19 protein-coding genes and 1 pseudogene are annotated in these 24,735 nt (G+C 69.0%); 16 read left to right on the top strand and 4 right to left on the bottom strand.

The window, feature by feature from the left end; all coding sequences use genetic code 11:
* Positions 1–193: 193 nt before the first annotated feature.
* The gene (locus tag WMF22_RS38255) at positions 194–493 is read right to left on the bottom strand and encodes a hypothetical protein (protein ID WP_438032959.1); all 300 of its coding nucleotides are present in this window, start codon (positions 491–493) and stop codon (positions 194–196) included.
* Positions 494–642: 149 nt separating this feature from the next.
* On the opposite strand from WMF22_RS38255, the gene WMF22_RS38250 reads away from it, so the two are divergent.
* The 9 genes and pseudogenes from WMF22_RS38250 to WMF22_RS38210 all read left to right on the top strand — a co-directional run bounded on the left by WMF22_RS38250 (position 643) and on the right by WMF22_RS38210 (position 15,387).
* Entirely contained in the window at positions 643–2,523 is a 1,881-nt protein-coding gene (locus WMF22_RS38250; RefSeq protein WP_437294885.1) for a cytochrome c3 family protein, read from the top strand.
* 6 nt (positions 2,524–2,529) lie between these two features.
* Positions 2,530–2,652 (top strand): annotated as a pseudogene (locus tag WMF22_RS38245) (IS3 family transposase); the annotation flags it as partial.
* A gap of 353 nt (positions 2,653–3,005) precedes the next feature.
* Positions 3,006–4,028 (top strand): pentapeptide repeat-containing protein, encoded by a 1,023-nt coding sequence (locus WMF22_RS38240; protein WP_437294884.1) that lies wholly within the window; start codon positions 3,006–3,008, stop codon positions 4,026–4,028.
* 26 nt (positions 4,029–4,054) lie between these two features.
* Complete coding sequence (locus WMF22_RS38235) at positions 4,055–4,762, top strand: DUF3540 domain-containing protein (protein WP_438032958.1); 708 nt, start codon at positions 4,055–4,057, stop codon at positions 4,760–4,762.
* A 5-nt stretch (positions 4,763–4,767) separates the two neighbouring features.
* A complete protein-coding gene (locus WMF22_RS38230) occupies positions 4,768–5,172 on the top strand; it encodes a DUF4150 domain-containing protein (protein WP_437294882.1) in 405 nt (134 codons plus the stop codon).
* A gap of 24 nt (positions 5,173–5,196) precedes the next feature.
* Positions 5,197–7,515 (top strand): type VI secretion system Vgr family protein, encoded by a 2,319-nt coding sequence (locus WMF22_RS38225; protein ID WP_437294881.1) that lies wholly within the window; start codon positions 5,197–5,199, stop codon positions 7,513–7,515.
* A 14-nt stretch (positions 7,516–7,529) separates the two neighbouring features.
* Positions 7,530–9,842, top strand: a complete 2,313-nt coding sequence (locus tag WMF22_RS38220) for a type VI secretion system Vgr family protein (RefSeq protein WP_438032957.1) — start codon at positions 7,530–7,532, stop codon at positions 9,840–9,842.
* Between the two features lie 21 nt (positions 9,843–9,863).
* Entirely contained in the window at positions 9,864–12,695 is a 2,832-nt protein-coding gene (locus tag WMF22_RS38215) for a type VI secretion system Vgr family protein (protein ID WP_438032956.1), read from the top strand.
* A 40-nt stretch (positions 12,696–12,735) separates the two neighbouring features.
* A complete protein-coding gene (locus WMF22_RS38210; RefSeq protein ID WP_438032955.1) occupies positions 12,736–15,387 on the top strand; it encodes a DUF2169 domain-containing protein in 2,652 nt (883 codons plus the stop codon).
* Between the two features lie 6 nt (positions 15,388–15,393).
* Here the strand turns inward: WMF22_RS38210 and WMF22_RS38205 are convergent, their stop codons facing one another.
* The gene (locus WMF22_RS38205; protein ID WP_437294877.1) at positions 15,394–16,110 is read right to left on the bottom strand and encodes a hypothetical protein; all 717 of its coding nucleotides are present in this window, start codon (positions 16,108–16,110) and stop codon (positions 15,394–15,396) included.
* A gap of 78 nt (positions 16,111–16,188) precedes the next feature.
* On the opposite strand from WMF22_RS38205, the gene WMF22_RS38200 reads away from it, so the two are divergent.
* Positions 16,189–16,989 carry a 2OG-Fe(II) oxygenase gene (locus tag WMF22_RS38200; protein WP_438032954.1) on the top strand — a complete coding sequence of 267 codons (801 nt, stop codon included), beginning with the start codon at positions 16,189–16,191 and terminating at the stop codon, positions 16,987–16,989.
* Entirely contained in the window at positions 16,974–17,717 is a 744-nt protein-coding gene (locus WMF22_RS38195; protein ID WP_438032953.1) for an SDR family NAD(P)-dependent oxidoreductase, read from the top strand. Before WMF22_RS38200 ends, WMF22_RS38195 begins: the two co-directional genes overlap by 16 nt.
* 2 nt (positions 17,718–17,719) lie before the next feature.
* Here the strand turns inward: WMF22_RS38195 and WMF22_RS38190 are convergent, their stop codons facing one another.
* Positions 17,720–18,697, bottom strand: coding sequence for a hypothetical protein (locus tag WMF22_RS38190; RefSeq protein ID WP_438032952.1), 978 nt, complete (start codon positions 18,695–18,697; stop codon positions 17,720–17,722).
* Positions 18,698–18,765: 68 nt separating this feature from the next.
* Positions 18,766–19,314 carry a TetR/AcrR family transcriptional regulator gene (locus WMF22_RS38185; RefSeq protein WP_437294873.1) on the bottom strand — a complete coding sequence of 183 codons (549 nt, stop codon included), beginning with the start codon at positions 19,312–19,314 and terminating at the stop codon, positions 18,766–18,768.
* Between the two features lie 299 nt (positions 19,315–19,613).
* Between WMF22_RS38185 and WMF22_RS38180 the strand changes: the two genes are divergently transcribed.
* The 5 genes from WMF22_RS38180 to WMF22_RS38160 all read left to right on the top strand — a co-directional run bounded on the left by WMF22_RS38180 (position 19,614) and on the right by WMF22_RS38160 (position 24,726).
* Positions 19,614–20,684: an NAD-dependent epimerase/dehydratase family protein gene (locus WMF22_RS38180; RefSeq protein WP_437294872.1), complete on the top strand. Its 1,071-nt coding sequence runs from the start codon at positions 19,614–19,616 to the stop codon at positions 20,682–20,684.
* Positions 20,685–20,740: 56 nt separating this feature from the next.
* Positions 20,741–21,289 carry a hypothetical protein gene (locus WMF22_RS38175; RefSeq protein ID WP_438032951.1) on the top strand — a complete coding sequence of 183 codons (549 nt, stop codon included), beginning with the start codon at positions 20,741–20,743 and terminating at the stop codon, positions 21,287–21,289.
* A complete protein-coding gene (locus WMF22_RS38170; protein WP_438032950.1) occupies positions 21,286–22,221 on the top strand; it encodes an MBL fold metallo-hydrolase in 936 nt (311 codons plus the stop codon). Before WMF22_RS38175 ends, WMF22_RS38170 begins: the two co-directional genes overlap by 4 nt.
* Before the next feature lie 385 nt (positions 22,222–22,606).
* Positions 22,607–23,074, top strand: a complete 468-nt coding sequence (locus tag WMF22_RS38165) for a hypothetical protein (RefSeq protein WP_437294869.1) — start codon at positions 22,607–22,609, stop codon at positions 23,072–23,074.
* Between the two features lie 92 nt (positions 23,075–23,166).
* Positions 23,167–24,726 (top strand): hypothetical protein, encoded by a 1,560-nt coding sequence (locus WMF22_RS38160; RefSeq protein ID WP_438032949.1) that lies wholly within the window; start codon positions 23,167–23,169, stop codon positions 24,724–24,726.
* Positions 24,727–24,735 lie beyond the last annotated feature (9 nt).

Raw genomic sequence — 24,735 nt, 5'->3', positions numbered from 1 at the left:
ATCGGCGTCAAACGGAATCTAGACGAGGACACCGCCACGGACGTGGGTCGTACCGTCCAGGGCGTGCGCCAGCGCGCAGCGACCTGCGCGGCTCCAGCGCGTGTCGGCCTACTGGCGCCGGCTGCCCGCCCGCGCCGCCGCGAGAGGGCGCTACCGGCCACGCGCCCCGGGCCGCCCACACACACACTTTAAATCACATCCCATTCTTTTGCTGCCATTCGATGAACGCCGCCTCATCAGGCTCATGCTTCAAGCCTTCATAAAAATGAACTCTATCAGCCATTCCTCTCGATTCTATGTGACCAAAGAAATCCATCGTTTGAGCCGTGATATCGTATTTGTCACAATAATTTTGATCTGTAAATTTTTCGTAGTATCCGCTCACCAGACGCTCTGCATCTTCGAGTGAATATCCATAAGACGATTGTAAATGTTTCACTACACGCTCAAACAAAAGAATTTCGTCTTCATCGGCTGAGATTTTCAATCCCATAAAACTTATCCTTTAGCGGATAGGACAATCAAACGCGTTTCGCAAAGTCAAGATTCTCGGAGCCCTTCCTGACTGGCTCGTCCGCGCACCGGTGGCGCCCACCTCGTTCGGTGGGCGCCGACGTGCGGCTGTAGTACTGGACTGGCACCGTGGATCTCGACCTCTCCGCCGGCCGCTGGACGTGGGCGCTCGCCGGCGCGCTTTCGCTCGCCGGGTGCGCGGCCGCGCTCTCGCCCGGCCCTCAGCGCTCGCCGTCGCCTCCGCCCTCGGCGTCGCCCCAGCCCTCGGCGCAGGCGAGCAACCTGCTGCGGCGAGACTACGCAGGCTCCGCGGCGTGCGCGGCGTGCCACGCGGAAATCCACGAGGCGTGGCGCCGGTCGCCGATGCACCGGATGACGCGGAGCGCGGGCCCGCAGGAAATCCAGGCGCCCTTCGACGGTGCGACCTTCTCGTTCAAGGGCGACACGGCCACCATGGAGACGCACGGCGGCCAGCGGTACATCCGGCTCGCCAGGGCGTCGCGCGGGGAGCAGATCTTTCGCATCACCAAGGTCATCGGCGGGCGCTACCGGGAGGATTACGTCGGCGTCGAGGTGACCGGCGTGGGCCCTCACGATCGCCCAGCGGGCGATCCGCGCGCCGAGCCGGTCATGCCGGTGTCGTGGCTGATCTCCGAGAAGACGTGGCGGTACAAGGGCTACTCCGTCATGGTCCCGGAGCGGAGCGAGCTCCGGCCGGGCACATCGTGGCGGCAGACGTGCATCTACTGCCACAACACCGCGCCGTACCTCGCCAGCCTCTACGACGACCTCCTCGACCGGCGCGCGCCCTACCAGGGGGCGGTGCCGGACCGGCTCCTGCCGGCCTCGCGCCGGTGGACGCTGGACGTGACCGATCCGGACGGGCTGCGGAGGGCGCTGGAGGACGAGATCGGGCACGTCCAGGGCGCGGCCCCGCGGCGCGGGACCCCGGACGACGAGCCGCTGCCCGCGCTCATCGAGGCGGCGCGCAAGGCGTCGCTGCGGCACGTGGACGAGGGCGATCTGATCGAGATCGGGATCGGGTGCGAGTCGTGCCACAACGGCTGCGCCGAGCACGCCCGCGACTGGACCCGCCGGCCGAGCTTCGAGGTACAAAGCCAGCTCGTCGCGGTGCGGGAGCCCGAGGGCCGGGCATCGACGCGCGCGGCCGCGCTGAACCGCGCCTGCGCGCGCTGCCACAGCGTGCTCCTCTCGGTGTACCCGTACACCTGGGAGGGCGGCCGCCGCAACGGAGATGCCGGGGGGAGCTCGATCAACTCGGGCGAGGCGCGCGATTTCCTGCTGGGCGGCTGCGCTAACGCGATGAGCTGCGCGGACTGCCACGACCCGCACGCCGAGGACGACCGCGGCGCGCTCCAGCGGATGGGGACCGTGGCGGGCAACGCGACGTGCGTCCGCTGCCACGCCGCCTACCAGGGCGGGGCGGCGCTGCAGGCGCACACGCACCACCCGCCGGACAGCGCCGGCAGCGCGTGCCTCGCGTGCCACATGCCCCGCAAGAACCTCGGCCTCGCCTACGAGCTCACGCGCTACCACCGCGTCGGCTCGCCGACCGATCGCGCGCGCGTCGAGGGCGACCGCCCGATCGAGTGCGCGCTGTGCCACGCGGACCGGAGCGTCGCGAGCCTGATCGGCGACATGGAGCGGTGGTGGGGCAAGCGCTACCGCGCGGAGGCGCTGCGGGCGCTCTACGGGCCCGACCTCCAGGTGAACGCCCTCGAGGCCACGATCGCGCGCGGCCACCCGCACGAGCAGGTGGTCGCCGCGGTGACCCTGCTGGAGCGCATCGGCGCGCCGGCCCTCCCCAAGGTCGCGGGCATGCTCACCCACGACTACCCGCTGGCGCGCTACGTCGTCGGGCACGGGATGGCCGCGGCCGCGGGGCGGCCGCTCGCGATCGACCTCGACGGGGAGCGCGACGCCATCGCCGCGGCGGCCGCGCTCTGGCTGAAGGCCGCGCCGGCCCCTCGGGGCCGCCCCTCGCCCTGAGTAAGCGGTAGCCCCTACGCCAGCGACGACTACCGCGGAGCGCTCGGGTCGCATGGGCTCATCCCGAGCATGAGCCGCGCTGGCGACTGCTGGGACAACGCCGTGGCCGAAAGCTTCTTCGCGACGCTGAATCGATGTCGAGGTGCGACTCTAGTACTAGAGGACCGAACAGGCGGTGGCGATTCAGATCCTGGAGCGGCAGGTCTCGTTCACCTGTCCGGCAGGACAGGTCGAGGTATTCGGACGACTTACGCCGCGGCGGCGAGGCGCGCCACATTGAAATCGCCGCGATCTTCGTGGGTGAGGACGATCGAGCGTACACGATCATTGTCAGGGTATGACCTTGAGGCAGATTTCGGAGAGGAATCATAGATAGCGCGTCGCTCTACAGGACGACGATCGCGGGGCAGGGGGTGACCTTGACGCGCACGCACGAAGCTGATAGGGCTCGGTGTGTGCATGGGGCAGATCTGGCAGCTCGCGTGCGTTCGGGTGAGTTCTGCGATGGGCTGGACCTCGCAGACCAGGATTACTCGGGCGTCGATCTCTCGGGCGGCCTCTTCTCGAAGTGCAACCTGGCTCGTGCCCGCCTGAACGGGGCAAGGCTCAAGGAGGCCGTGTTCATCGAGTGCGACCTCCGCGATGCCGTCCTCGCGGGCGCCGATTGTCACCATACCGCCTTCCACAAGTGCGATCTGTCGGGTGCCTCGTTCGTCGGGGCCAACGTCCAGCTCACCAAGCTCACGGAGAGCCTGGCGCGGGGGGCCCGCTTCGACGAGACGCCTATCCTCATGCTGACGGTCTTCAGGAGCGACCTGTCCGGCGCCTCGTTCGCGCGGTCGGCCATCGATCGGACGATCATCTCCGAGGCTCCGATGGACGGGATGGACCTCCGGGGAGCCGTCCTGAAGCGCACCTTCGTCTCCGACGTCGACTTCCGGACGATTGCCATCGATGGCCTGCGCCTCGAGATGGCTGTCCTCAACAAGTGCGGGTTTCATGGGATGAACCTCGCAGGGTTCGTCTTCGAGCTCTGCCAGCTCCAGGAGTCGGACTTCTCCGGAGCGATCCTGGAGCGGGCGCAGCTCGTCCAGGCGAACTTCAAGGGGGCCAACCTCTCCGGTGCCAGGCTGGACGAGGCGAGTTGCGCGCGCGCCATGTTCATCGAAGCCAACGCCGAGGGGGCGAGCTTTCGCGGCACCTCCCTCGAACAGGCGCTCTTCGACGGCGCGAACGTCTCGCGGGCCGACTTCTCGGGGGCCCGGCTCCGTGAAGCGGCGCTCCGGGGCATCAATGCGCGCGGCGGCTCCTTCGCGGGCGCTGACGTGACCTACGCCGATCTCTCGGGGTCGAACCTCGAGAACGCGAATTTCATGCGAGCGAAGATGTTTCGCGCCATCCTGCACGGCGTCAAGGATGCCGGCGCCACCATCCCCACGCGCGCCGTGGCGCTCGGAACCGATGAAGAGCGCGCGCGGGCCGAGAACTTCACCCCTTCGCTTTAGGCTTCTCGCAAGCAAGAGGAACGACCATGGTCATCGCAGCCGAAACTGTGGAGAGCTCCCCCGTGCATGTCTTGCCCACCGCGCGATCCGCGCGGGCGCTCTTCCCCACCGAGCCGGACGTGACCACGGATCTCGGCACCGTGCTGGCCCGCGCCGGGCAGAGGGTGCGGGTGGCGACGTCGACGGGCGAGCGAGACACCGAGATCGCCCCTTCCTGCATCGTCTCCCCGGCGCCCGGGGATCGCGTGCTCGTCGTGGGCTCGCGGGACGAGGCGTACGTGCTCGCCGTCCTCCGGCGCGGTCACGCCGGCGAGACCAAGCTGGTCTTCGACCGGGACGTGTCCCTGAGCGTGCCCAACGGCCGGCTCCGCGTCCTCGCCAAGGAAGGCGTCGACCTCGCATCGCCCGAGGCGCTCGGGGTGCACGTCGGCGCGGTTGAGGTCGACGCGGCGGAGGTGAGAGTGGCCTTCTCCTCGCTCCTCGATCTGGTCGGGCACTCCATCACGACGAAGACGAAGAAGGTGCGGGTGGTCGCCGAGACGTTCGACACGATCGCCGGGAGGATCTACCAGCGGGCCGTCAACTTCCTGCGCCGGACCGACGAGCTCGACCGGGTGGAGGCGAAGAACATCGACCGTCGGGCCGAGAACCTCGTCCACATCCACGGGGAGAACGCCGTCACCACGGCGGAGCAGCTCGTGAAGTTCGACGCCGCGCAGGTCCACGTCGGGTAACGACCATGTGTTTCGCCAACACGCAGATGATGGGAGTAGACATGGGCTTTCCCGACGTGTGCCTGACGCCCGCGCCCCCGGCGCCTGCGCCCGTGCCCATCCCCTATCCCAACGTTGGCATGGGGCCCACGGTGACGAAGCCCGTGCCCAACGTGCTCTTCATGTACGCCCCCGCGCACAACATGTCGAGCTCCACCGCGATGTCGAACGGCGACAACGCGGGCGTTGCCACCGGCGTCGCGTCGGGCACCGTCATGGGGCCCAACCGGCACGTCACCGCCGCGTTCACGGTCCTCGTGGGCGGCCAGCCGGCGACCCGGCTCACGAGCGTTGGTATCCAGAACAACACCAACTGCCCGGGCATGCGAGCGGTCCCCAGCCAGGTGATGGTCCTCTTGCTCGCCCCGTAGGCTCCCTGCCCTGGAGGCACCGTCATGCCCCGACTCTATGAGATCTCGGCAGGGTTCCTCCCCGGGAGCGCGATGGTGGTCGCGTTCGACGGCCACGAGGCGCTGAACCGACCTTACCGGTTCCAGATCCGGATCTCCGTACCCCTGGCCGATGGCCTCGAGCTCGGACTCGACGCTGCCACGGGCCAGAGGGCCAAGCTCACCATCCATCACGACCGCCCGGGCGCTCCCCACGGCACCTACTCGGGCACGGTGGCCGCCTTCGAGCTCGTCGAGGATCTGGCGCAGCACTCGATTTTCCGGCTCGACCTCGTGCCGAAGCTGTGGGGCCTCTCGCTGGGCGAGCACAGCCGGGTGTTCATCGACATGGCGCTCCCCGACATCCTCGAGAAGACGCTCCAGGATGGCGGGCTCTCCTCCAGCGACTTCGAGCTGCGCCTGACCGGCAAGTACCCGGCGCTCCCGCACGTGTGCCAGATCCGCGAGAGCCGTCTCGTCTTCCTGACCCGGTGGCTCGAGCGCGTGGGCGCGTACTACTTCTTCGAGCAGGGCGACGGCGGAGAGAAGCTGATCCTCACCGACAGCAAGTCGAGCCACTCGGAGGCTCGCACGGAGCCGGTGAGGTTCGTGCCGCAGAGCGAGGACGACGTCAGTGCGGGGGAGGCGCTGCGGACCTTCCGGTGGCGCCACGAGGTGACGCCCCGGAGGGTCACCGTCACCGATTACGATCCGCTCCACCCCCAGCTCGCGGTCACGGGGTCTGCGGACGCCACCCCGGCGAGCGTGGGAGGGGACGTCCACTTCTTCAAGGTCAACGAAGACCGGCCCGAGCGGTCGGAGAGCCACGCCAAGACGCGCGCGCTAGAATACCTTGCCGGGCGCACCACTTGCCAGGCCAGGGGGCGCGTGTTCGGGCTCATGCCCGGGTTCGTATTCGACCTCGTGGAGCACCCGCGCGGCGAGCTCAACAAGGCTTATCTGGTGACGGAGATCGTCCACAGGGGCAGCGAGGCCCGCGTGGCTGGCGGCCCCGTTCGTGCCGGCGGAGGCGAGACCATCTCCTCCGATCGCCCGCCGTACGAGTGCGAGGTCAAGCTGGTCGACGCGAGCCAGCACTGGACCCCGCCGTCGCTGACGCCCTGGCCTCGGATCTCCGGCACGGTGCGGGCGCGCATCGACGGGAGCGCCGAGTCGGAGTTCGCCCAGCTCGACGGGCACGGGCGCTACCTCGTGCGGCTCCTGCTCGACGAGAGCGGGTTGCCCGACGGCGCCGCCTCCACACGCCTGCGCATGCTCCAGCCGCACGCGGGCAATCCCGAGGGCATGCACCTGCCGCTGCGTAAGGCCACCGAGGTGCAGGTCGGCTTCCTGCGAGGCGATCCAGACCAGCCCGTGATCGTCGGGGTGACGCCGAACAAGACGACGCCGAGCCCGGTGGTCCAGGCCAACCACTCGCAGAACGTGATGCAGACCGGCGGCCTGAGCCGCATCGAGATCGAGGACAAGCAAGGCTCCGAGTACGTCGACATCTCCACGCCGCCGGAGAAGACCTTCCTCCACCTGGGCGCGCACGCCGGCCTGGGCTCGCACAACTACGTCCTCTCGACGAGCGGCGATACCTCGATGCACACCGGCGGCACGCGTGACATCACGGTCGGCGGCAAGCAGAACGAGTCCGTGAAGGGCAACGTCAACGAGAGCTACCACGCCGATCAGGAGACGACGGTCGACGGCTCGCTCACGGAGACCATCGACGGCGGCGCGACGCAGACCATCCACGCCGGCTCCACGCAGACCATCGACGGCGGCGTCCAGCAGACGATCTCCGGCGGCGAGCTGCGCACCGTCGACGGGGGTCAGCAGGAGACGCTCTCGGGCGGCCGGACCCAGACGATCACGGGATCGTCGGTGGAGACGATCTCCGGCGACCTGACCCAGACGATCTCGGGGGGCGCCACCATCTCGACCCCCGCGGGTTACTTCATCACCGCCGCCGGGGGCTTCGAGGTCTCGACGCCCGCGAGCATGACCATGATCGCGACCGGCGGCTTCAACCTCCTCGCCCCGGGTGGGCAGCGGCGCCTCGACAGCGAATTCCAGCTCGCCGGAGGCGAGTACAGGGTCTTCTTCGAGAAGCAGCTCACCATCACCGGGCACAAGATCGACGCCATGGGGCTGTACGTCGAGCTCATCGGCGTCAAGGCCGATGTGTTCGCTCTCAAGCACACCATCTCCAACCACATCAGGTCGACGGCCCTCGCCATGCTGACCACGGACGGGATCGGCGTGTCGAGCCACGCGTTCTCCCAGCACAAGGGCGGGTTCCACGCGTGGGGCGGCTAGGGCGGAGGCTGTGAATGGCTCTCTTTACCCTCTCCTGTGACGCCATCCCCGGCCGACCCCGCGTGCTCGCGCTGCGCGGCGACGAGGAGCTCGGGCGCTGCTTCGAGTACGACGTCTGCTTCCACCTGGAGGCCGACGACAGCCTCGACCTGAGCCCGGAGGGCCTGCGCGGCGAGCCCTGCACGCTCGCGCTCGGCTCGGACGGGACGGGGGGCGTCGCGGACGCCGGCGTGACGGAGATCGCCGGGCAGATCGCGGAGGTCGAGCTGCTCGAGGACGCCCCGAGCCCCGTCTTCCGGCTCCGCCTCGTCCCCGCGCTGTGGTTCCTGCGGCGCTCGGCCCACAACCGCGTCTTCGTCGACAAGGCCTTCCCGGACATCCTCGGGGAGGTGCTGGAGAAGGCGGGCATCGCGGCGAGCACCTACGCGCTCAAGCTCCGCAAGTCGTACCCGAAGCGTGAGCACGTCTGCCAGTACCAGGAGAGCGATCTCGATTTCATCCAGCGATGGCTGGAGCGCGAGGGGATCTACTACTTCTTCGATCACAAGCACCAGGGGAGCAAGCTCACGTTCTGCGACTCGGCCGCGGACCACGAGCCGAGCAGCGATCACCCGATCCCCTACCATCCGACGATCGGGGCCGACGTCTCGGCGACGCGGCACCTCGGCTTCTTCTGCGCCTCGCAGCGGGCGCTGCCCGCCGAGGTGGGGGAGGCCGACTACAACTACCTCACGCCCGACGCGACGATCGGCGCCTCCGAGCCCGTCGCGCCGGGGCTCTCGGCGAAGGTCCGGAGGTGGGCGCCGAACGAGCTGGATCAGGGCGGGGCCGCCCGCGTCGCCGGTCTGCGCGCCGAGCTGGAGAAGAGCCGGCGCCGGCGCTACCTGGGCGCGGGCCGGGTGCTGCTCCTCCACGCGGGCTTCACGTTCGAGATCGACCGTCACCCGACCTTCGCGCTCAATCGAGCGTACCTCGCCGTGCGCCTCCGGCGCCTCGGTCAGATCGGCGAACGGGATGGTCGGCTGATCTCCTTCTTCCAGCCGGAAGAGACGGCGGCGCTCGCGGGGGAAGCTCTCCGGATCGAGGTCGAGGCGATCGAATCGGACGTGCAGTTCCGCCTGCCGCGTATCACCCCTTGGCCTCGGGCCGGCCTCGAGCTCGGCATGGTCGACGGGCCGGGCGGCGACCGCTATGCGCAGATCGACGAGCACGGCCGCTACCTCGTCAAGCTGATGATGGACGAGAACGCGTCGCCCGCGGGCAAGGCCTCGACGCGCATCCGGATGATCCAGCCGCACGGGGGCAAACAGGAGGGTTGGCACCTGCCCCTCCGCAAGGGGACGGAGGTGCTCGTGACCTTCATCGGCGGCGATCCGGATCGCCCGGTGATCGCCGGCGCCGTCCCCAACAGGCTCACGCCCTCCCCCGTGACGCGCGCCAACAACACCCAGAACGTCATCGAGACCGGCGGCAAAAGCCGCCTCGAGATCGAGGATCGCGACGGGCAGCAGTACATCGACGTCTCGACCCCTCCCGAGGAGACGTTCCTCCACCTCGGCGCGCACGCGGGCCTCGGCGACCACAACGTCGTGCTCTCCACGAGCGGCGACGGCCTGATCCACACCGGGGGCAACCGCGACATCACGATCGGCGGCGATCAGAACGAGGACGTGAAGGGGAAGCTGACCGAGGCGTACCACGCAAACCAGTCCACCCACGTCTCCGCCGCGTTCCAGGAGACCATCGACGCCGGCGCCACGCAGACCATCCACGCCGGGCTGAACCAGACCATCACCGGCGGGCTCAAGCAGTCAATCCAGGGGGGAGAGAAGCGCACAGCGTCCGGCGGCGTCACCGAGACCATCAACGGCGGGCGCACGCAGACCATCAACGGCGGGACGACCGAGTCGATCAACGGGGCTCAGTCCCAGACCATCAACGGCGGCGCCGTGGTCATGAGCGGCGGGATGTACACGGTGAAGGCCGACGGCGGCTTCACCCTGAAGACGGACGGGCCCATGAACATGCTGGCGAACTCCTGGCTCATGAACGCCCCCGGAGGCCAGACGAACATCGACAACTTCTTCTTCGCGGTCGCGAACAAAGACACCAAGACCTACAACATCCTGTTCCGGCCGAACGCCATCAACATCAACATCGCCGCCATCGCGGCCGCCGCCACCGGCGCGCGGCTCGACAGGGTGTGGAGGAAGTTCGAGGGCGCAGGGCTCGTGCTCCAGAACAACGGCATTCAGTTGAAGTCGGGGGCGAAGATCGGCACGGTCTTTGGGGCCACCTTCGTGCTCGGGTTCGTGACCTTCCTCTGAGGCGATGGAGGGGAGGGGACCATGAAAACCGACTTCCGCTTCGTCTGTGACGCCCTCCCGGGCGGGCCGTATCGCGTCCTCTGGTTCTCGTGCGAGGAGGAGCTCGGCCGCCCCTACAGCCTTTGCGTGATGGTCGAGCCTGCTCCGGAGCAGACGGTCGAGCCCTCCGACCTCGACGGAGCCCTGGGCGAGCCCGGCAAGCTCATGTACGGCGACGGTGTGCTCCATGGGCTCTTGTTCGAGGTCGCACTGCTGCTCGCCCGCGATGATCACCGGGTCTACCGCCTCACCCTGGCCCCGAAGCTCCACGCGCTCTCCTTCGGGCACCACAGCCGTGTCTTCGTCGACAAGTCGGTGCCCGACATCATCGAGGCCATCCTCCGGGAGAACGAGATCTCGTCGTACGAGCTTCGGCTCGGCGCGGCCTACGCCCCGCGGAAGCACGTCTGCCAGTACCAGGAGAGCGATCTCGACTTCTTGCACCGCTGGATGGAGCGGGAGGGAATCTATTACTATTTCCTGCAGGAGGACGGGGGCGACAAGCTCGTCATCTGCGACGGATCCCGCCGGCACGACGACGCGCCCGCGGGGAGAGTCCGCTATTACCCGAGCGGTTTCGATGACGTCTCGGCCGGCGAGCGCATGATCACGTGGCGCCGCGTGCACGCCGGCGTGACCGCGGACGTCGAGCTCGGCGACTACGACTACCTCAAGCCGGCGCTCGACATCCGCGCCACGCAGTCGAACGTCGCCGTCGGGTTCGAGCGGCTGGTCCGGTTCGAGGACAACCTGTACGATCAGGAGGAGGCCGACCGCCTCGCCTCCGTACGCGCGGAGGCGCAGCGCACGGCCCAGGTCCGCTTCCACGGGCGCGGCCGGGTGGGCGGGCTCCACGCGGGGCTCTGCTTCGATCTCGTGGATCATCCGCGCGACAACCTCAACCAGAAGTACCAGATCTGCCGGATCGTCCACGTGGGCAGGGAGTACGGGGCCGATCCCGCGCTGTCTCGCTACCTGGGCCTCCCGGCCGACGACGACGGCTACCACGTCACCGTGGAGACGCAGCCCGGCGACGTGCGGTACAGGCCCGAGCGGCGCACGCCGTGGCCGGCGGTGCGCGGGGTCGAGAGCGCGGTGGTGGACGGGGAAGCCGAGAGCCCTTACGCGCAGATCGACGCCGAGGGGCGCTACCGCGTGCGCCTCCTGTTCGACGAGGCCAAGAACCCGGCCGGGAAGGCGTCGGCCTGGCTGCGGATGGCGCAGCCCCACGGCGGCGCGCCTGAAGGGTACCACTTCCCCCTCCGGAAGGGCACCGAGGTGCTCGTGGCCTTCGTCCACGGCGACCCCGACCGGCCCTACATCGTGGGCGCCGCGCCCGCGCTGACGACCCCGAGCACGGTCACCTCGCGAAACCCTACGCGGAACGTCGTGCAGACCGGCAGCCTGAGCCGGATCGAGATCGAGGATCGCGAGGGCGAGCAGTATATCGACGTCTCGACGCCGCCCGAGAGCACGTTCTTCCACCTCGGCGCCCACAAGGGGCTCGGCGATCACAACATCGTGCTCTCCACCGGCGGAGACGGGCTGCACAACGCCGGCGGCAAGCGGGACCTCTCCGTGGACGGCACCCAGAACGAGGACGTCACGGGCGACCTGACCGAGACCTACAGCTCGAACCAGACCACCCACGTCTTCGGGTCGTTCACCGAGACGATCAACTCGGGGATGAAACAGACCATCTCGGCCGGCTCGACGCAGAGCATCGACGGCGGCCTCGAGCAGACGATCTCCGGCGGCGAGACGCGCACCGTGAACACTGGCCTGACCGAGACGATCAACGGCGGCCGCACCCAGACCATTTCGGGCGGCACGACGGAGAAGATCGGCGGCTCGCTGGTCCAGAGCGTCTCCGGCGCCATCAACGTCTCCACCCCCGCGACCTATATGAAGAGCGCGTCGGCGGGGATCACGATGGTGACCCCCGCGTCAGGGACCGTGACGGGCCTCGGCGGCGTGAAGCTGATCGCGACGGGCGGTCAGATGACCGTGGACGATTGGTGGGAGGGCATCGGCGGGCAGAACGGGTGGGCTTACCTCTGCAAGGTCGGCATCGGCGTGATGTCGCAATCCCTCACGATCAACTGGATCCGGGGCGTGGCCGTGCACGCCGCCGTCTATGGCGTGAAGATCGATGGCAAGGTCTTCGATGCACGAAACGCCGACGCCGACGAGAAGCTTTACGGGGTGCTCTTCGCGCGTCGGACCGCGCTGAAGGCCAAGCAGTCCGGGCAGACGCAGGTGGGTGGTGGTCCGGGCCCCGGCGGCGGTCCGGGCCCCGGAGGGGGCGGCCCCGGCCCTGGTCCGGGTGGTCCCGGCCCCGGCCCCGGTGCGCCGGGTCCTGGCCCCGGCGGTCCCGGCCCCGGTCCCGGCGGTCCCGGCCCCGGCCCCGGCGGTCCCGGCCCCGGCCCCGGCGGTCCCGGCCCAGGTCCCGGCGGTCCCGGCCCAGGCCCCGGCGGTCCCGGCCCAGGCCCTGGCGGTCCCGGCCCAGGCCCTGGCGGTCCCGGCCCAGGCCCTGGCGGTCCCGGCCCAGGCCCTGGCGGTCCCGGCCCAGGCCCCGGCGGTCCCGGCCCTGGCCCCGGTGGTCCCGGCCCTGGTCCCGGCGGTCCGGGCCCAGGCCCCGGCGGTCCGGGCCCAGGCCCCGGCGGTCCGGGCCCAGGTCCCGGCGGTCCGGGTCCTGGTCCCGGCGGTCCGGGCCCAGGCCCCGGCGGTCCCGGCCCTGGCCCCGGCGGTCCGGGTCCCGGCCCCGGCGGTCCCGGCCCAGGTCCCGGCGGCCCTGGTCCTGGTCCCTCATGAAGTCCCCAGCGCTCGATGCGCCTCCAGACAAGGTGACGACGTGCGTGTCGTAAAGCCCAACCAGATCGGCATCCTCTCCCGACCCTTCGACTACAACAATCGTTACAAGCTCGGCGTGACGGGGCTCATCCTGTTTCCGTTCGCCGAGCCCCGGTATCCCTTGACCGAGTCGGCGTTGTGGCTCCTCGTCGGCAAGATCCTCAAGGAGACACCGCTCGACGCCTCCATGCCCAAGCGCAACGGCGAGATCCTGATACGCGCCACCGCCCATGCGCCGCAGGGCAAGCCGCAGCACGTGGTGCGCGCGGCGTTGGAGCTCGACGGGAGGCTCCTCAAGGAGATCGCTGTCGTGGGCGATCGGGTCTGGAAGCGAGGCGTCCCCACCGAGCCCGAGCCCTTCGTGGCCAAGAGCATCCGGTGGGAAGACGCGTTCGGCGGCGAGGAGTTCAAGCCGAACCCCGTGGGGAAGGGGTACCGGCCCAAGGAAGGTACGCCGCTGCCCAACATCGAGAACCCCAAGAGGCTCATCACGTCGATGTCGCAGGCGCCCGACCCGGTCGGCTTCGAGCCCTACGACATCACGTGGCCGCAGCGCATGCAGAAGGCGGGCACGTACGACAAGGAGTGGCTCGACAATTACTACCCGGGGCTCGCGAGAAACCTCGACTGGAGCTTCTTCAACGTCGCCCCTCCCGATCAGCAGATCCAGGGCTTCTTCCGCGGCGACGAGGAGCTGGTGCTCAGGAACCTCCACCCCGAGAAATCGGAGCTCAAGTTCAAGCTCCCGGAGGTCCAGCTCCGCTGCATGATGCGGCGGAAGCGGCGGAGCGGCGACGAGGTCGACGCCGACGTCCCCATGTCGCTCGACACGCTCTGGCTCTTCCCGGAAGCCGCGCACGGTGTCCTCGTCTTCCACGGCAGCGCGCCCATCCGCGAGGACGACGCCGCCGACGTGTCGCTGCTCTACATGGCGTGCGAGGATCTGGGCCGGCCCAAGCCGGCGGAGCACTACGCCCGCGTCCTCGAGCGGCGGCTCAGCAAGGAGCACGGCACCATCGCCTCGCTCGACGACCGGCCGCTCATGCCCGATCTGCGGGGCGGCATGAAGCGGCCGCCCTCGCCGCGCGACGAGGTGGAGGATCTCGTGGCGCACGAGAACATCACCTACAAGAACATGATGAAGAAGGGTGAGCGGCACGTGGAGGCCGCGCGCGCCCTGCTCGTCGCGTACGGGCTCGATCCGGACCAGCACGGGCCCGTCCCGACCCCTCCCATCGACACCGACGGCCCGATCGAGGAGCTTCTGGAGCGGGTCGAGCAGATCGAGAAGGATCTCCGCGAGAAGCAGAGGCAGGCCGAGGAGGCCCAGCTGGAGATGGAGGCGACGCTCGAGCAGATCTGCGCGGATAACGGTATCGACTTCAAGGAGATCAAGAAGGAGTGGCGCGGGCCGTTCAAGGGGGGGCCGCCCGAGCCGACCGCCGAGAACGACCTCGCCAGGATGCGCAAGCTGGCGGAGGACGGCCGCGCCGCCGGCTTCGACGCCAGCGAAATTGACGGGTACCTGGCCGATCCAGCGTTCGTGGAGAGGATCCGGGAACAGGACCGTGGCCGGCTCGAAGCCTACCGGATGAACGCCCAGGATCGCTCCGAGCCCGATCTGCGCAGCCCCGGGGAGAGCCGCCGCCTGTGGGAGGAGCTCCGCGCCGCGCACGCCCGCGGGGAGAGCCTGGCCGGCCGGGATCTCACCGGCGCGGATCTCGCCGGCATCGATCTCCCGGGGGCCGACCTCCGCGAGGCGCTCATGGAGCGCTGCAACCTCACGGGGGCCAACCTCTCCGGGGCCAACCTGGAGCGCGCGGTGCTGGTGCGCGCGGTCCTCGTGGATACCCGCCTCGACGGGGCCAACCTCACGGGGGCGAACCTCTCCAAGGCGGAGTGCTCCCGGACGAGCCTCGCCGGCTGCCAGCTCAAGGAAGCCCAGCTCATCGCCACTCGGCTCGCGCGTGTGAGCTTCGACGGGGCGAACCTGGAGCACGTGGTCCTGATCGAGGCTACGATCGACGCGTGCTCGTTCCGCGGCGTCCGGGGCGAGGGGCTGATGCTCGACGGCCTCGATCTCGCCGGGACCAGCTTCCGCGAGGCGTTCCTCCTCGACGCGGTGTTCATGAAGTGCGGGCTCGACCGGGTCGACTTCACCGGCGCCGAGCTCGCCGGCGTCACCCTCTTCGGCTGCCGCGCCTCCGAGGCGGTATTCGCGAAGAGCCACGCCAGGAGTTTGCGGGTGGTGGAGGGCACCGATCTCCGCGCGTGCGACTTCCGCGATGCCGCGCTGGAGGAGGCCTGTCTCCGGGGCACGAGCCTTGTCGGCTGCGACTTCAGCGGCGCGCGCGCGCCGCTGGCCGATTTCAGCGATTGCAACCTGGAGGACGCCCGCCTCTACCACCTCTCCGCGCCACAGTCGCGGTTCATCCGCGCCAACCTCACCCGGGCGAACCTGGTCGGGGCCAATCTCTTCGAGGCCATGCTCTCGAAGGCGGACCTCTCCGGCGCCGACGTCCGCGGCGCGAACCTCTACCAGGCCGATATGGCGCTGGCGCACGCGCACGAGCGGGTCCAGTTCGATCAGGCCATCGTCACGCGCATGCGCACGAAGCCGCTCTACGCGACCAAGGTCCAGGACCTCGACTGAAGCGGGCTAACGGGCGAACAAAGCCAACGCGATGCCACCCGCGAGGAGGGAAGCGAGGATGATCGCCGCCAGGCGGATCGCGGCGCGCCTGCGCTGCGTATGTCGCTTTGCCATCCGGAGCCTGAACTGCTGGAGCTCCTCCTCGTCCCGCTCTCGCGTCCCCGGCGGGAGCGCGCCGCGGAAGCCGGAGATGTCCAGGCGGCCCACGTCGGCCCGCTGGCGCCGGGCTATCTCCGACGTGAGCGCGCCGATCCGCGCCGCCAGCCGCACCATGATGGCGGCCTCGGCGGGATCCTCGACCCAGTGGTACAGGTGGACCATCCAGGCGGTCGGGGTGGTGAGCACGTTGTCAGGCTTGAGCGCCAGGAGGTCACGCCGGACCTCCTCGTCGTCGACGATCTCGCGGATCAGCCGCTCCGGCGCGCCTTCCACCACGAAGGCGTCGTCGAACGACGCGTCGCCGGTCCGGTGCGTCACCGTGAGCCCGCGCTGGATCTCCCGCCGGTCCTGGGACGTGAGCGGCCGGATCGAGAAGTTGATGAGGATCCCCTCCTCGACGGGAACAGTCGCCTCGGTCGACTTGAGATCCAGGTCCCCGTGCTCCTTCTGCGTCAGCACGACCGTGACTTGCTGATCGCCGATGTAGCCCCGGACCGCCGTGTCCGGATCGAGGATCTCGGCGCGCTCGAGGAAGCCGGCGATGTCCTTCACAGCCCTGCGCACGGGTCCGATCGTATCCGAGCGGCGCCGCATCGCCAGGTCGACGCGGCGCGCACCCTGTGGTATCATCGGCGCTCGAGCATGCACCGCGAGACCATCCTCAGCGGACGCCGGCTCTGGCAGCGAGCGCGCCCTTTCCCCCATATCGTCGGGGAGGGCGTGCTCGCACCGGACGTTTACCGCGACGTGGAGGAGGCGTTCCGCAGCGAGCTCAGCCGCGGTCTCGGCGAGGCGGCCGCCACGTCTCCCCCTACCCACCGCTTCGCGAGGACCGTCCCCGGCTACGGCGCCCACGTGAAGGCGCTGACACGGGAGACGACGGGGGCGCTCGCGCTCTTCGTTTCACGAGGCTGGCACGACATGATCGCGGGCCTCTGGGGCATCGAGGCCACGGGCGACGTCGACGCTGCGCTCCATCATCACCCCGTGGGCAGCGGAGACGGCTGGGTCCACAACGATCTCAACCCGGGGTGGTTCGTCGATCAACCGAAGGCCGACGGGGTGAACCTCTCGGATTCCGCGCTCTGCAACTACCAGCATGGGCCTGCGGATCCCCTCGGCTCGTCGTCGCTCGTCCCGCGCGAGACGGTCCGGGCGGCGGCGCTGCTCTTCTATCTGGCCAACGACCCCTGGTCCCCGGGCGACGGCGGGGAGACGGGCCTCTACTCCAGCCTTCACAGCCCGGTGTCGCGCCCCGCGGCGGTGGTGCCTCCTCTCAACAACTCGCTCCTCTGCTTCGCCTGCACCCCTTTCTCCTGCCACGCGTTCCTGAGCAACCGCCGGAGCCCGCGGAACAGCGTCATCCTCTGGCTGCACGTCCCCCGGGCGCAGGCCGAAGCGCGCCACGGCGCGCGGAGCATCGAGCCATGGCGGAGCCGATGAAGCCGGTCTGCCTCCTCACCGGCGCCGGCGGGGTGCTCGGCTCCGCGTTCTGCCGCACGCTGGCGGCCCGCTTCGACATCGCTGCGGTCTATCGCGCGAGGCACCCCGACACGCCCTCGCAGCTCGAGTGGTTGCGCGACCCGCTCGACCCCTCTCTGCGGGTGCCGGAGAACGATCACCCTGTCTTCGCGATCCAGCAGGATCTCTCGCACGAGGACGGCCCGAGCCGGGTCGTGGATCTCGCGCTCGCCCATTTCGGGCGTGTCGACGTGCTCGTCAACGCCGCGGCGGACGTGACGTTCTGGGGCCCGCTACTCGACGCGGAGCGGCAGAAGGACCGGCTGCGATCGCAGCTCGAGATGAACGTGATGGTCCCCATCCGCCTCGCCGCGCTCGTGGCCGAGCGATTCTGGCGCGACCGCCGGGACGAGAACCTTGCCCGGTCGCGGAGCGTGGTGAACGTGTCGAGCATCTCTGGAGTCCAGATCTTCAAGGGGTGCAACCAGAGCATGTACAGCGCGTCCAAGGCCGCCTTGAACTACCTCACGTGCCACATGGCGGGGGAGTTCTCGTTGTTCGGGGTGCGCGCCAACGCCGTCGCGCCTGGCAGCTTTCCGGGCCAGATCGCGACAGCGCGCGTGGTCTCTGCGATCCTCCGGCTCGCAGAGGAAGACATCGCGGGGAAGGTGCTCGTGATCGACGAGCACGGAGAGCGCCTCACGCCCTGACCTCAGCGGCGGGCGTTCTGCTCGCACCAGGCCCGGTAGACGGAGCACGCCTGCCGGAAGGCGTCGATCTGTGCGGGCTGGACAGCGAACAGCCAGCGAAACTGGACGTCGAGGTGAGCATGCTGCTCGGGCGTCAGCCCATAGCGCCGGGCGACGGCGGCGCGGCCCGCGGGATCGAGCGCGCAGTCGACGCACAGCGAAGCGTACTGCTTGAGGGTCAGGGCCATGGGTGCGTGCGGCGCGGAGGGCGCAGCAGGCGCGCCGTCCGGCGGGGGCGTGAGGGGCAGCGCGCTTGCGCCAGGGCTCCTGAACGGCAAGGCGGTCTCCATGCGGCCCTCGTGGGCTCTCGAAGGAGCGGGCCGGGCTGCGCTCGTCCAGGCGGCGGGGAGGGCCTGCGCGAAGGGAGACATCACGCTCCCGGGCAACGTGCCGTTGCCGTTGATATCGTCCGGCCCGGGAGAACGGGGCGCTCCCGTCGCGCGCTCCTCGACCGCGGGCGACAGGGGCCCCGGCGTACCGGAGCCCATGGCAAAGCGCGGCTCGTCCGCGCGTACCGCTGGAGGTGGACCAGGGTCCGGCACGGTGGGCGAGCCCTCGCTGGAGGCTGCGCTCGTCGAGGCGACAGGGGGAGCCTGTGCGGAGGATGACGTGTCGTCCTTCTTCGACGTTTCGTCGTCGTGCAGCTCAAGATGACGGGACCACTGCCCGATGGACGCGAGGTCGGGGCGCTCTGCGTCGAGGCGCTCCTTCGTCCGCCGGTACGCCTTTGCCATGACGAGCGCGAGCGACGTCTCCTCGCGCTCCACGTCGCGGCCGAGGACGTCCGTCCACTTCTTCCGGGCGGAGAGCAGGTCCTCGGGGCGCACGGCGAGCCGGTCGAGGATCACCGCCTGATCGACGCCCTTGAAATGAATCAGGTAGGCCGACACCTCGCCGAAGCGTTCGAGGGAGAGCGGCGGGTCGTTCGTCGTGTCCGGCATGATGGGGCCCTCAGCGACCAGTTCAGGTAGCGGTGGTCACCCTGACCGCGACCACCCCGATCGGCATCCTAGGCCTTTCCAAAGAGCCCGCGGAAGAGCGCGTCGAGCGCCGCCCGGGTTGTCTGCCGACCTGGCGACGTGCCCGTCGGGCTCGCGACGATCGAGAGCGCGAGCCCTTGGATGACGGCCCAGACGTGCTCCGCGGCCTGTTCGACCGGCACACGCAGCGCATCGCTCTTCGCGCAGCGCTCGACGCGGTGCCGCATCAGCGCGTACGCCTGCGAGAACATCGAAGGGAGCTCGACCGCACGCGCCATGACGGCCGCCGTAACTGCTGGATGCGCGACGACAAATTCGAGCACCTGCTCGCAGCTCGCGCGGAGGTCCGCGACGGGATCGGACGTCTGCGCGAGCGCGCGCTTCTTCGCCATGAACTTCTCGAGCGCGACGGCATGGACCGCCGACAGGAGCCCGTCACGGTTGCCGAAGTGATGGTAGAGGGTCGGCATCGTGACGCCCGCTTCCTCGCAGACCCGCCGTGTCGTGAGCGCGGACGCTCCCTCCTCTTCGAGCACGCGGTACGCGACGTCCAGCAGCGTATTCTTCACATCGGCCATCGATGGAGGGTAGCACAGCTACCCTGGCGCCCCATCGGCTATCAACTCCGACATAGCGCCGTCGCGTCCGAGCAGGCGATCGTGGATCGGATGCCCGGTCTTCGATCGCACCGTCGGGCAAGGGCGCCGCACGATGGGCGTGTTCCTCCGTTCCGTTCGAGCTGGAAACGTGCGCCTGGCAGCCTCTTCGCGGCGCGCCCGAGGCGCCCTCGGCAAATAGTATAGCGACGCTATAGACACGGAGTATAGCTGTGATATATTAACTCTCGCCGGCCGACACCGGCAGGGAGAGTGCAGAGATGGCCGAGCTCATTTTCGTCACTGGAGGTAGCGGCTTCGTAGGCGCCGCCATCATTCGGGCAATGGTCTCCGCGGGGCACCGCGTGCGTGCGCTCGCGCGCAGCGAGGAGAGCGCCCGAACCGTTTCATCGCTCGGCGCCGAGCCGGTCCGAGGCGATCTCGACGACGAGCGGTCGCTCGCGGCGGGGATGCGCGGTTCGACCGTCGTCGTGCACGCCGCCGCATCGCTGACCAGCGGCGTACGCTATCGCGACCACGAACGGACGAACGTGGAAGGCACGCGAAGGGTACTGACCTGCGCGCGCCAGGCCAAGGCTCGGCGGTTCATCTACGTCAGCGCGGCGTCCATCGTCATCGAGCCGGGCCGCCCTACCCACGGCGACGAGACGCTCCCCGTCGTGCATCACCGGTCGATGCCGTACAGCGCGACCAAGGGCCTCGCGGAGAGGATCGTGCTGGAGGCGAACGGCAGCGAAATGTCGACCCTCGCCGTCCGCCCTCCGTTCATCTGGGGCGAGGGCGCACCGTCGATCGGGCACATCGCCCACGCGTTCCACGAGGGACGCTTCATGTGGATCGGTGGCGGCGAGTATGCCTACAGCGTTTGCCACGTCGACAACCTCGCAAGCGCGGTCGCCCGCGCCGTGGACCATGGCGTGGGCGGAAAGGCCTACTTCGTGACCGACGACGACGTGACGAGCATGCGTCAGTTCTTCACGGACGTGATCGAGGCGACGGGCCAACCGGCCAACGCGCGGGCCGTCCCGTACTGGTTCGGAGCCCTGCTGGCGCGGATGATGGGCCTCGTCTTCGCGCTGTTCAGACCCGGCAAGCAACCGCCTCTCAGCCTCGAGACCGTTCGGCTGATCGGCAAGCGCCTCGAGCTCTCGAACGCGCTCGCGAAGCGCGAGCTGGGCTACGTGCCCGAAGTCTCGCGCGAGGTCGGCGTCTCGCGATTGCGAGCAACGGCGTCGAACAAGCTCGTCCGACACGGCTCGACGCACGCCGCGGCACCCAGACGGCTCGGCGAGCCATACGGGGACATCGTCGACGGGACGGCAAAGGGCTAATGTTCACCGCTCGGGTTCGAGTCCGCCAGCCCACGATCGCGATCGCAGCGGCATTTGTGATCGCCTCGATCTTGAATCCTCGAGCGGCCGGCGCGGTCGAGGCGCCATCGGCGCAGCAGCCTTCCCCGCGCGTCCTTCCAGCTTCCGAGATTCTGTGGCCGCTGCTGCAACTGGTGCCCAGTCCTGAGATCACCTTCGGCGACGGGAGAGTGTCCGGAGGCCTTCGGTGGGAGCTCAGTCCATTTCTCTACTCCTTCGGACTTCGCGAGCCGAGGACGCGCGTTCGGGCGTTCTTCGTCCCGCCTTCGGCTCGGTTCACGGGCTCATTCGAGCTCGTGGGATCGGCCGAATACGCACCCGGGCCGCCTGAAACCAGCGACTGGGTCGGCCGACTGGGCGTGCGCGTCAACGTGCCGCTCGTCGATCGAGGCGAGGCGCTGGCCTTGTCCGTGGGCACCGCGGCATTTCTGAACGATGGCCACGTGCGCCCGTCGTTCGACGTGGCCTTGTTGACGTTGTTCGGAACGTGCGGAGTGCGCGCCACATTCTCGCCGGAGCTGGCGGGACGCCAGGTGATCGTGACCCTCGCGCTGAGGTTCTTTTGAAGTCGCTGCGCGCCCTGCCGGCCGTCCTCCTGCTCGGTTGCGGCTTCCCTTTCACGTCGACAGCCCGAAACCTCTCGGCGTTGACGGCCACCTCATCGCCAGCGCCCGTGCGCTCGTTGCCCGAAACATCGGCGGCGGGCGTTTCGGTGCTCTGGGTGGGCCATGCGACCGTCCTCATACGAATGGGCGAGCGCTATGTTCTCACCGATCCGGTGTTCTCACACACCGTCGGGATGCTCTCTCCGCGCCTCGTCGAGCCGGGCATGCCAGTGAATGAAGTCCCGAAGCTGACGGCGACCCTTGTTTCGCACCCGCACTTCGACCACCTCTCGTTTTCGTCGCTCGACGCGCTCGGTGAGCGGACGGGCACCCTTCTTGTGCCTCCTGGGATCCTGGACTACCTGCCCAGGTTTCCTTTTCAGGAGCGTGGCCTCGGCACCTGGTCATCCATCGTCCTCGATGCAGTGAAAATTACGGCGGTACCCGTGCTGCATCCGGGCGGGCGATACGGTCTTGACGAATCCTCGTGCGACGACTGCGCGACGGGATTCGTGCTCGAACACAACGGATGGACGATCTACTTCGGCGGCGATACTGCTTACGCCCCGGCCCACTTCGAGGAGACACACCAGAGGTTCCCTCGAATCGACCTCGCGATCCTCCCCATCTGCCCCATCGCTCCTCGCGATTTCATGCGCAAGACGCACATGGATCCGGGCGAAGCGCTTCGCGCCTACCGAATCCTTGGCGCCAGGTGGATGATGCCGATCCACTTCGACACCTTCATCAACTCCGACGACGTCAGGGGCGACTGCTTGAACGAGCTTCACGCGAGCATGGACCAGCTGGGCATCTCCTCGGACGCCGTCGTCGAGCTGAAAATCGGAGAGCGGCGCGTTCTTCTGGAGCGGATCGTACCTCGCGACAAGTAGCCTGGAATTATCTGCGCCCGTCGACTTCGCGTGGGTGCACATGGAGCTGCGCCGGCCCGGCGTGCGGGTCGGCCGGAATACGCACTCCGGCACGCCGTGGCGCCTGGCGAGGCGCTGGAACAGCTCGAAGCCGGGGAAGGCGGTCGGTGGCTTGCCCACGGTAAGCAGCACACTTGAGCCGGCCCAACTGCTTCACAAAAGAGAGCCGAGGAGCAACTTTGGTCGGACAATGTAAGCCAAGGTATCATCCCGAGCCGCGCGGAAGCGGGTCGAGAGGACGACTGAGCACATTCCGTCATACGACCGTCAATTCTCGCCCAAACGGCCGAGGCGTCGCGATTTCTGGCGGTTGACGCCGAACGGCCGGCGTCAGTACCGTCCCTGGATGCGTTGCATTGCGCATTCGCTCGCGATTCTCCTCACGCTCGGGGCCGCGACAGGCTCCCCGACCTCGGCAAGCGCCGATGATGCCCCCCCGAAGGCGGAACCGAACGACAGCGCATCGGTGAAGGACCATGTTCGCCGTGGTCAGAGAGCAGGCAAGCTCGATGACGACCTGAGCGCCCGGCGTGACTGGCTTCAAAGCGAGCCGTCGTCGAGCACGTCGATGTGCTGGCAAGCGCCTCGGAGCTCGCCATGTGGCGAGCTGGCGCGCCTGCAGGACGCGCGAAACACGTTCGGCCGCGCCGGTCTGGCCACGGTGATCACGGGTGGTGTCATCGGTGCCGTGACCGCCGCGTCCTTCTTCACGGACTTCTCTTTCCTGAGGTTCAAACCGGCTCAGGATCGGGTCAACGTATCGCCCGTGGCGAATGGGAACGAAATCGGCGCGCGACTCGAGGGGGTATGGTGAGCACGCGCGGGGCCGAGAGAATGGGTCCGCTGGCAGGCCGAGGCGCCGTGACGTCGGTCGTCGCTCTCGCAGTCTGCGTGTGGGGAGCTAGCATGCTGACAGCTTGCGCTGCCTATCCCGATGATTGCTCGGAAAAGCTGGCGTGTGCTCCCGATCCGGAGCACACGCCAGATCCGTGCGCGGGAGCGCCCGGCACAGCGCCAGCGCTCGACGAGTGCGGCGTGTTCGTCAGCGAGCAGGGCGACGACAACAGCCCCGGAACGAAGGGAGCGCCGGTCAAGACGCTCCAGCACGCGATCGGGCTCGCCGCGTACGGGCGAGGCCATGGAGAGGCAGCGACCCGGCGCGTGTACGCGTGCGGCGGGGTGTTCGAGGAGAAGATCACGCTGCCCTCGGGGGTCGACCTCTGGGGCGGGCGCCTGTGTGACGGCGGTGATTGGTCGTATGACGGGTCGTTCGGCGGACCGAATCACCCGACGATCATCGCTCCGCAGGTGGGTATCCCGCTGAGGGTGATCGCGGATGACAAGGAGCACGCGACGTCGACGGTCTTCGGCGTGCGTGTCGAGGCGGCGGATGCGTCTGCGGACGACGGCAAGTCGTCGATCGCGATGATCTTGAGCCCCGGGGCCAGGGCGATCGTGCGGCAGAGCAAAATCCTCGCGGGCGATGGCAAGGATGGAGAGCCGGGCGAGGACGCGCCGAGCGTTCGCGCGAGCTCCGGCGTGGTGGGGAACGACGGCGCGGACGCCTGCACCGCGGATGCGGCGCCGGGCGCGCTTCCGGTCGTGACCGTGTGCGGCGATGGGATCGAGTCGACGGGTGGCCAGGGGGGCGATGGAGGCCTCGAGACGGGCAGCGACGGAGCTTCAGGGCTGCCGGAACCACTCGGGGATCCGGCCGAGCGCGGCCTGGGCGGATCCGGCGCGGTCAGCATGGCATGCAAGGAGGGGGAGAACGGCGCCGACGGCGCTCCTGCGGAGCGCGCTGCCGGAGCGAATGGCGCTGGCCTCCTGGACGAGTACGGATGGGTCGGCGTCCGCGGGAAGGATGGAGCGAAGGGCGGCGCCGGTCAGGGCGGGGGCGGGGGCGGGGGCGGCAAGGGGCGCGAGCCCGTCCCCGTGAACGCGTGTCCGGCCGGTCGGCCCCAGGGCGGTGCGGCCGGCGGATCAGGCGGCAGCGGTGGGTGCGGGGGCGACGGGGGCCAGGGGGGCGACTACGGCGGCGCGAGCATTGCGATCGTGGCGTTGCAGGGGAGCGACCTCACAGTCGATGCCAGCACCGTCCTCGGGGCCAAGGGCGGCAATGGCGGCGTTGGCGGAACGGGCCAGTGGGGAGGCTTTGGCGCCGACGGCGGACACGGCGGGCACGGTGTTGTGATCGACGCGTCGCGAGGATGCCGCGGCGGCTTTGGCGGCCACGGCGGCCGCGGGGGCGACGCCGGCGGCGGTCTCGGGGGCCACTCGCTCGGCATCGGCTCCGTGGGCGCCTCCGTGACCATCACGAAGCTTGCGAAGGTCGAGCCCGGACGAGCCGGCATCGGGGGGCCCGGCGGCAACGCAACCCCTGGAAGCAGGCTCGGCCGGGCGGACGACGGGATTATGCGGTTCTGGTACCGGTTCGATGCACCGGACCTGGAGCCGCCTCGATGAACCGCCCTG

This window comes from Sorangium sp. So ce204 (assembly GCF_051526795.1).
In the GTDB taxonomy this organism is placed as follows: Bacteria; Myxococcota_A; Polyangia; order Polyangiales; family Polyangiaceae; genus Sorangium; species Sorangium cellulosum_B.
This window is presented reverse-complemented; position numbering and strand designations above follow the sequence as displayed.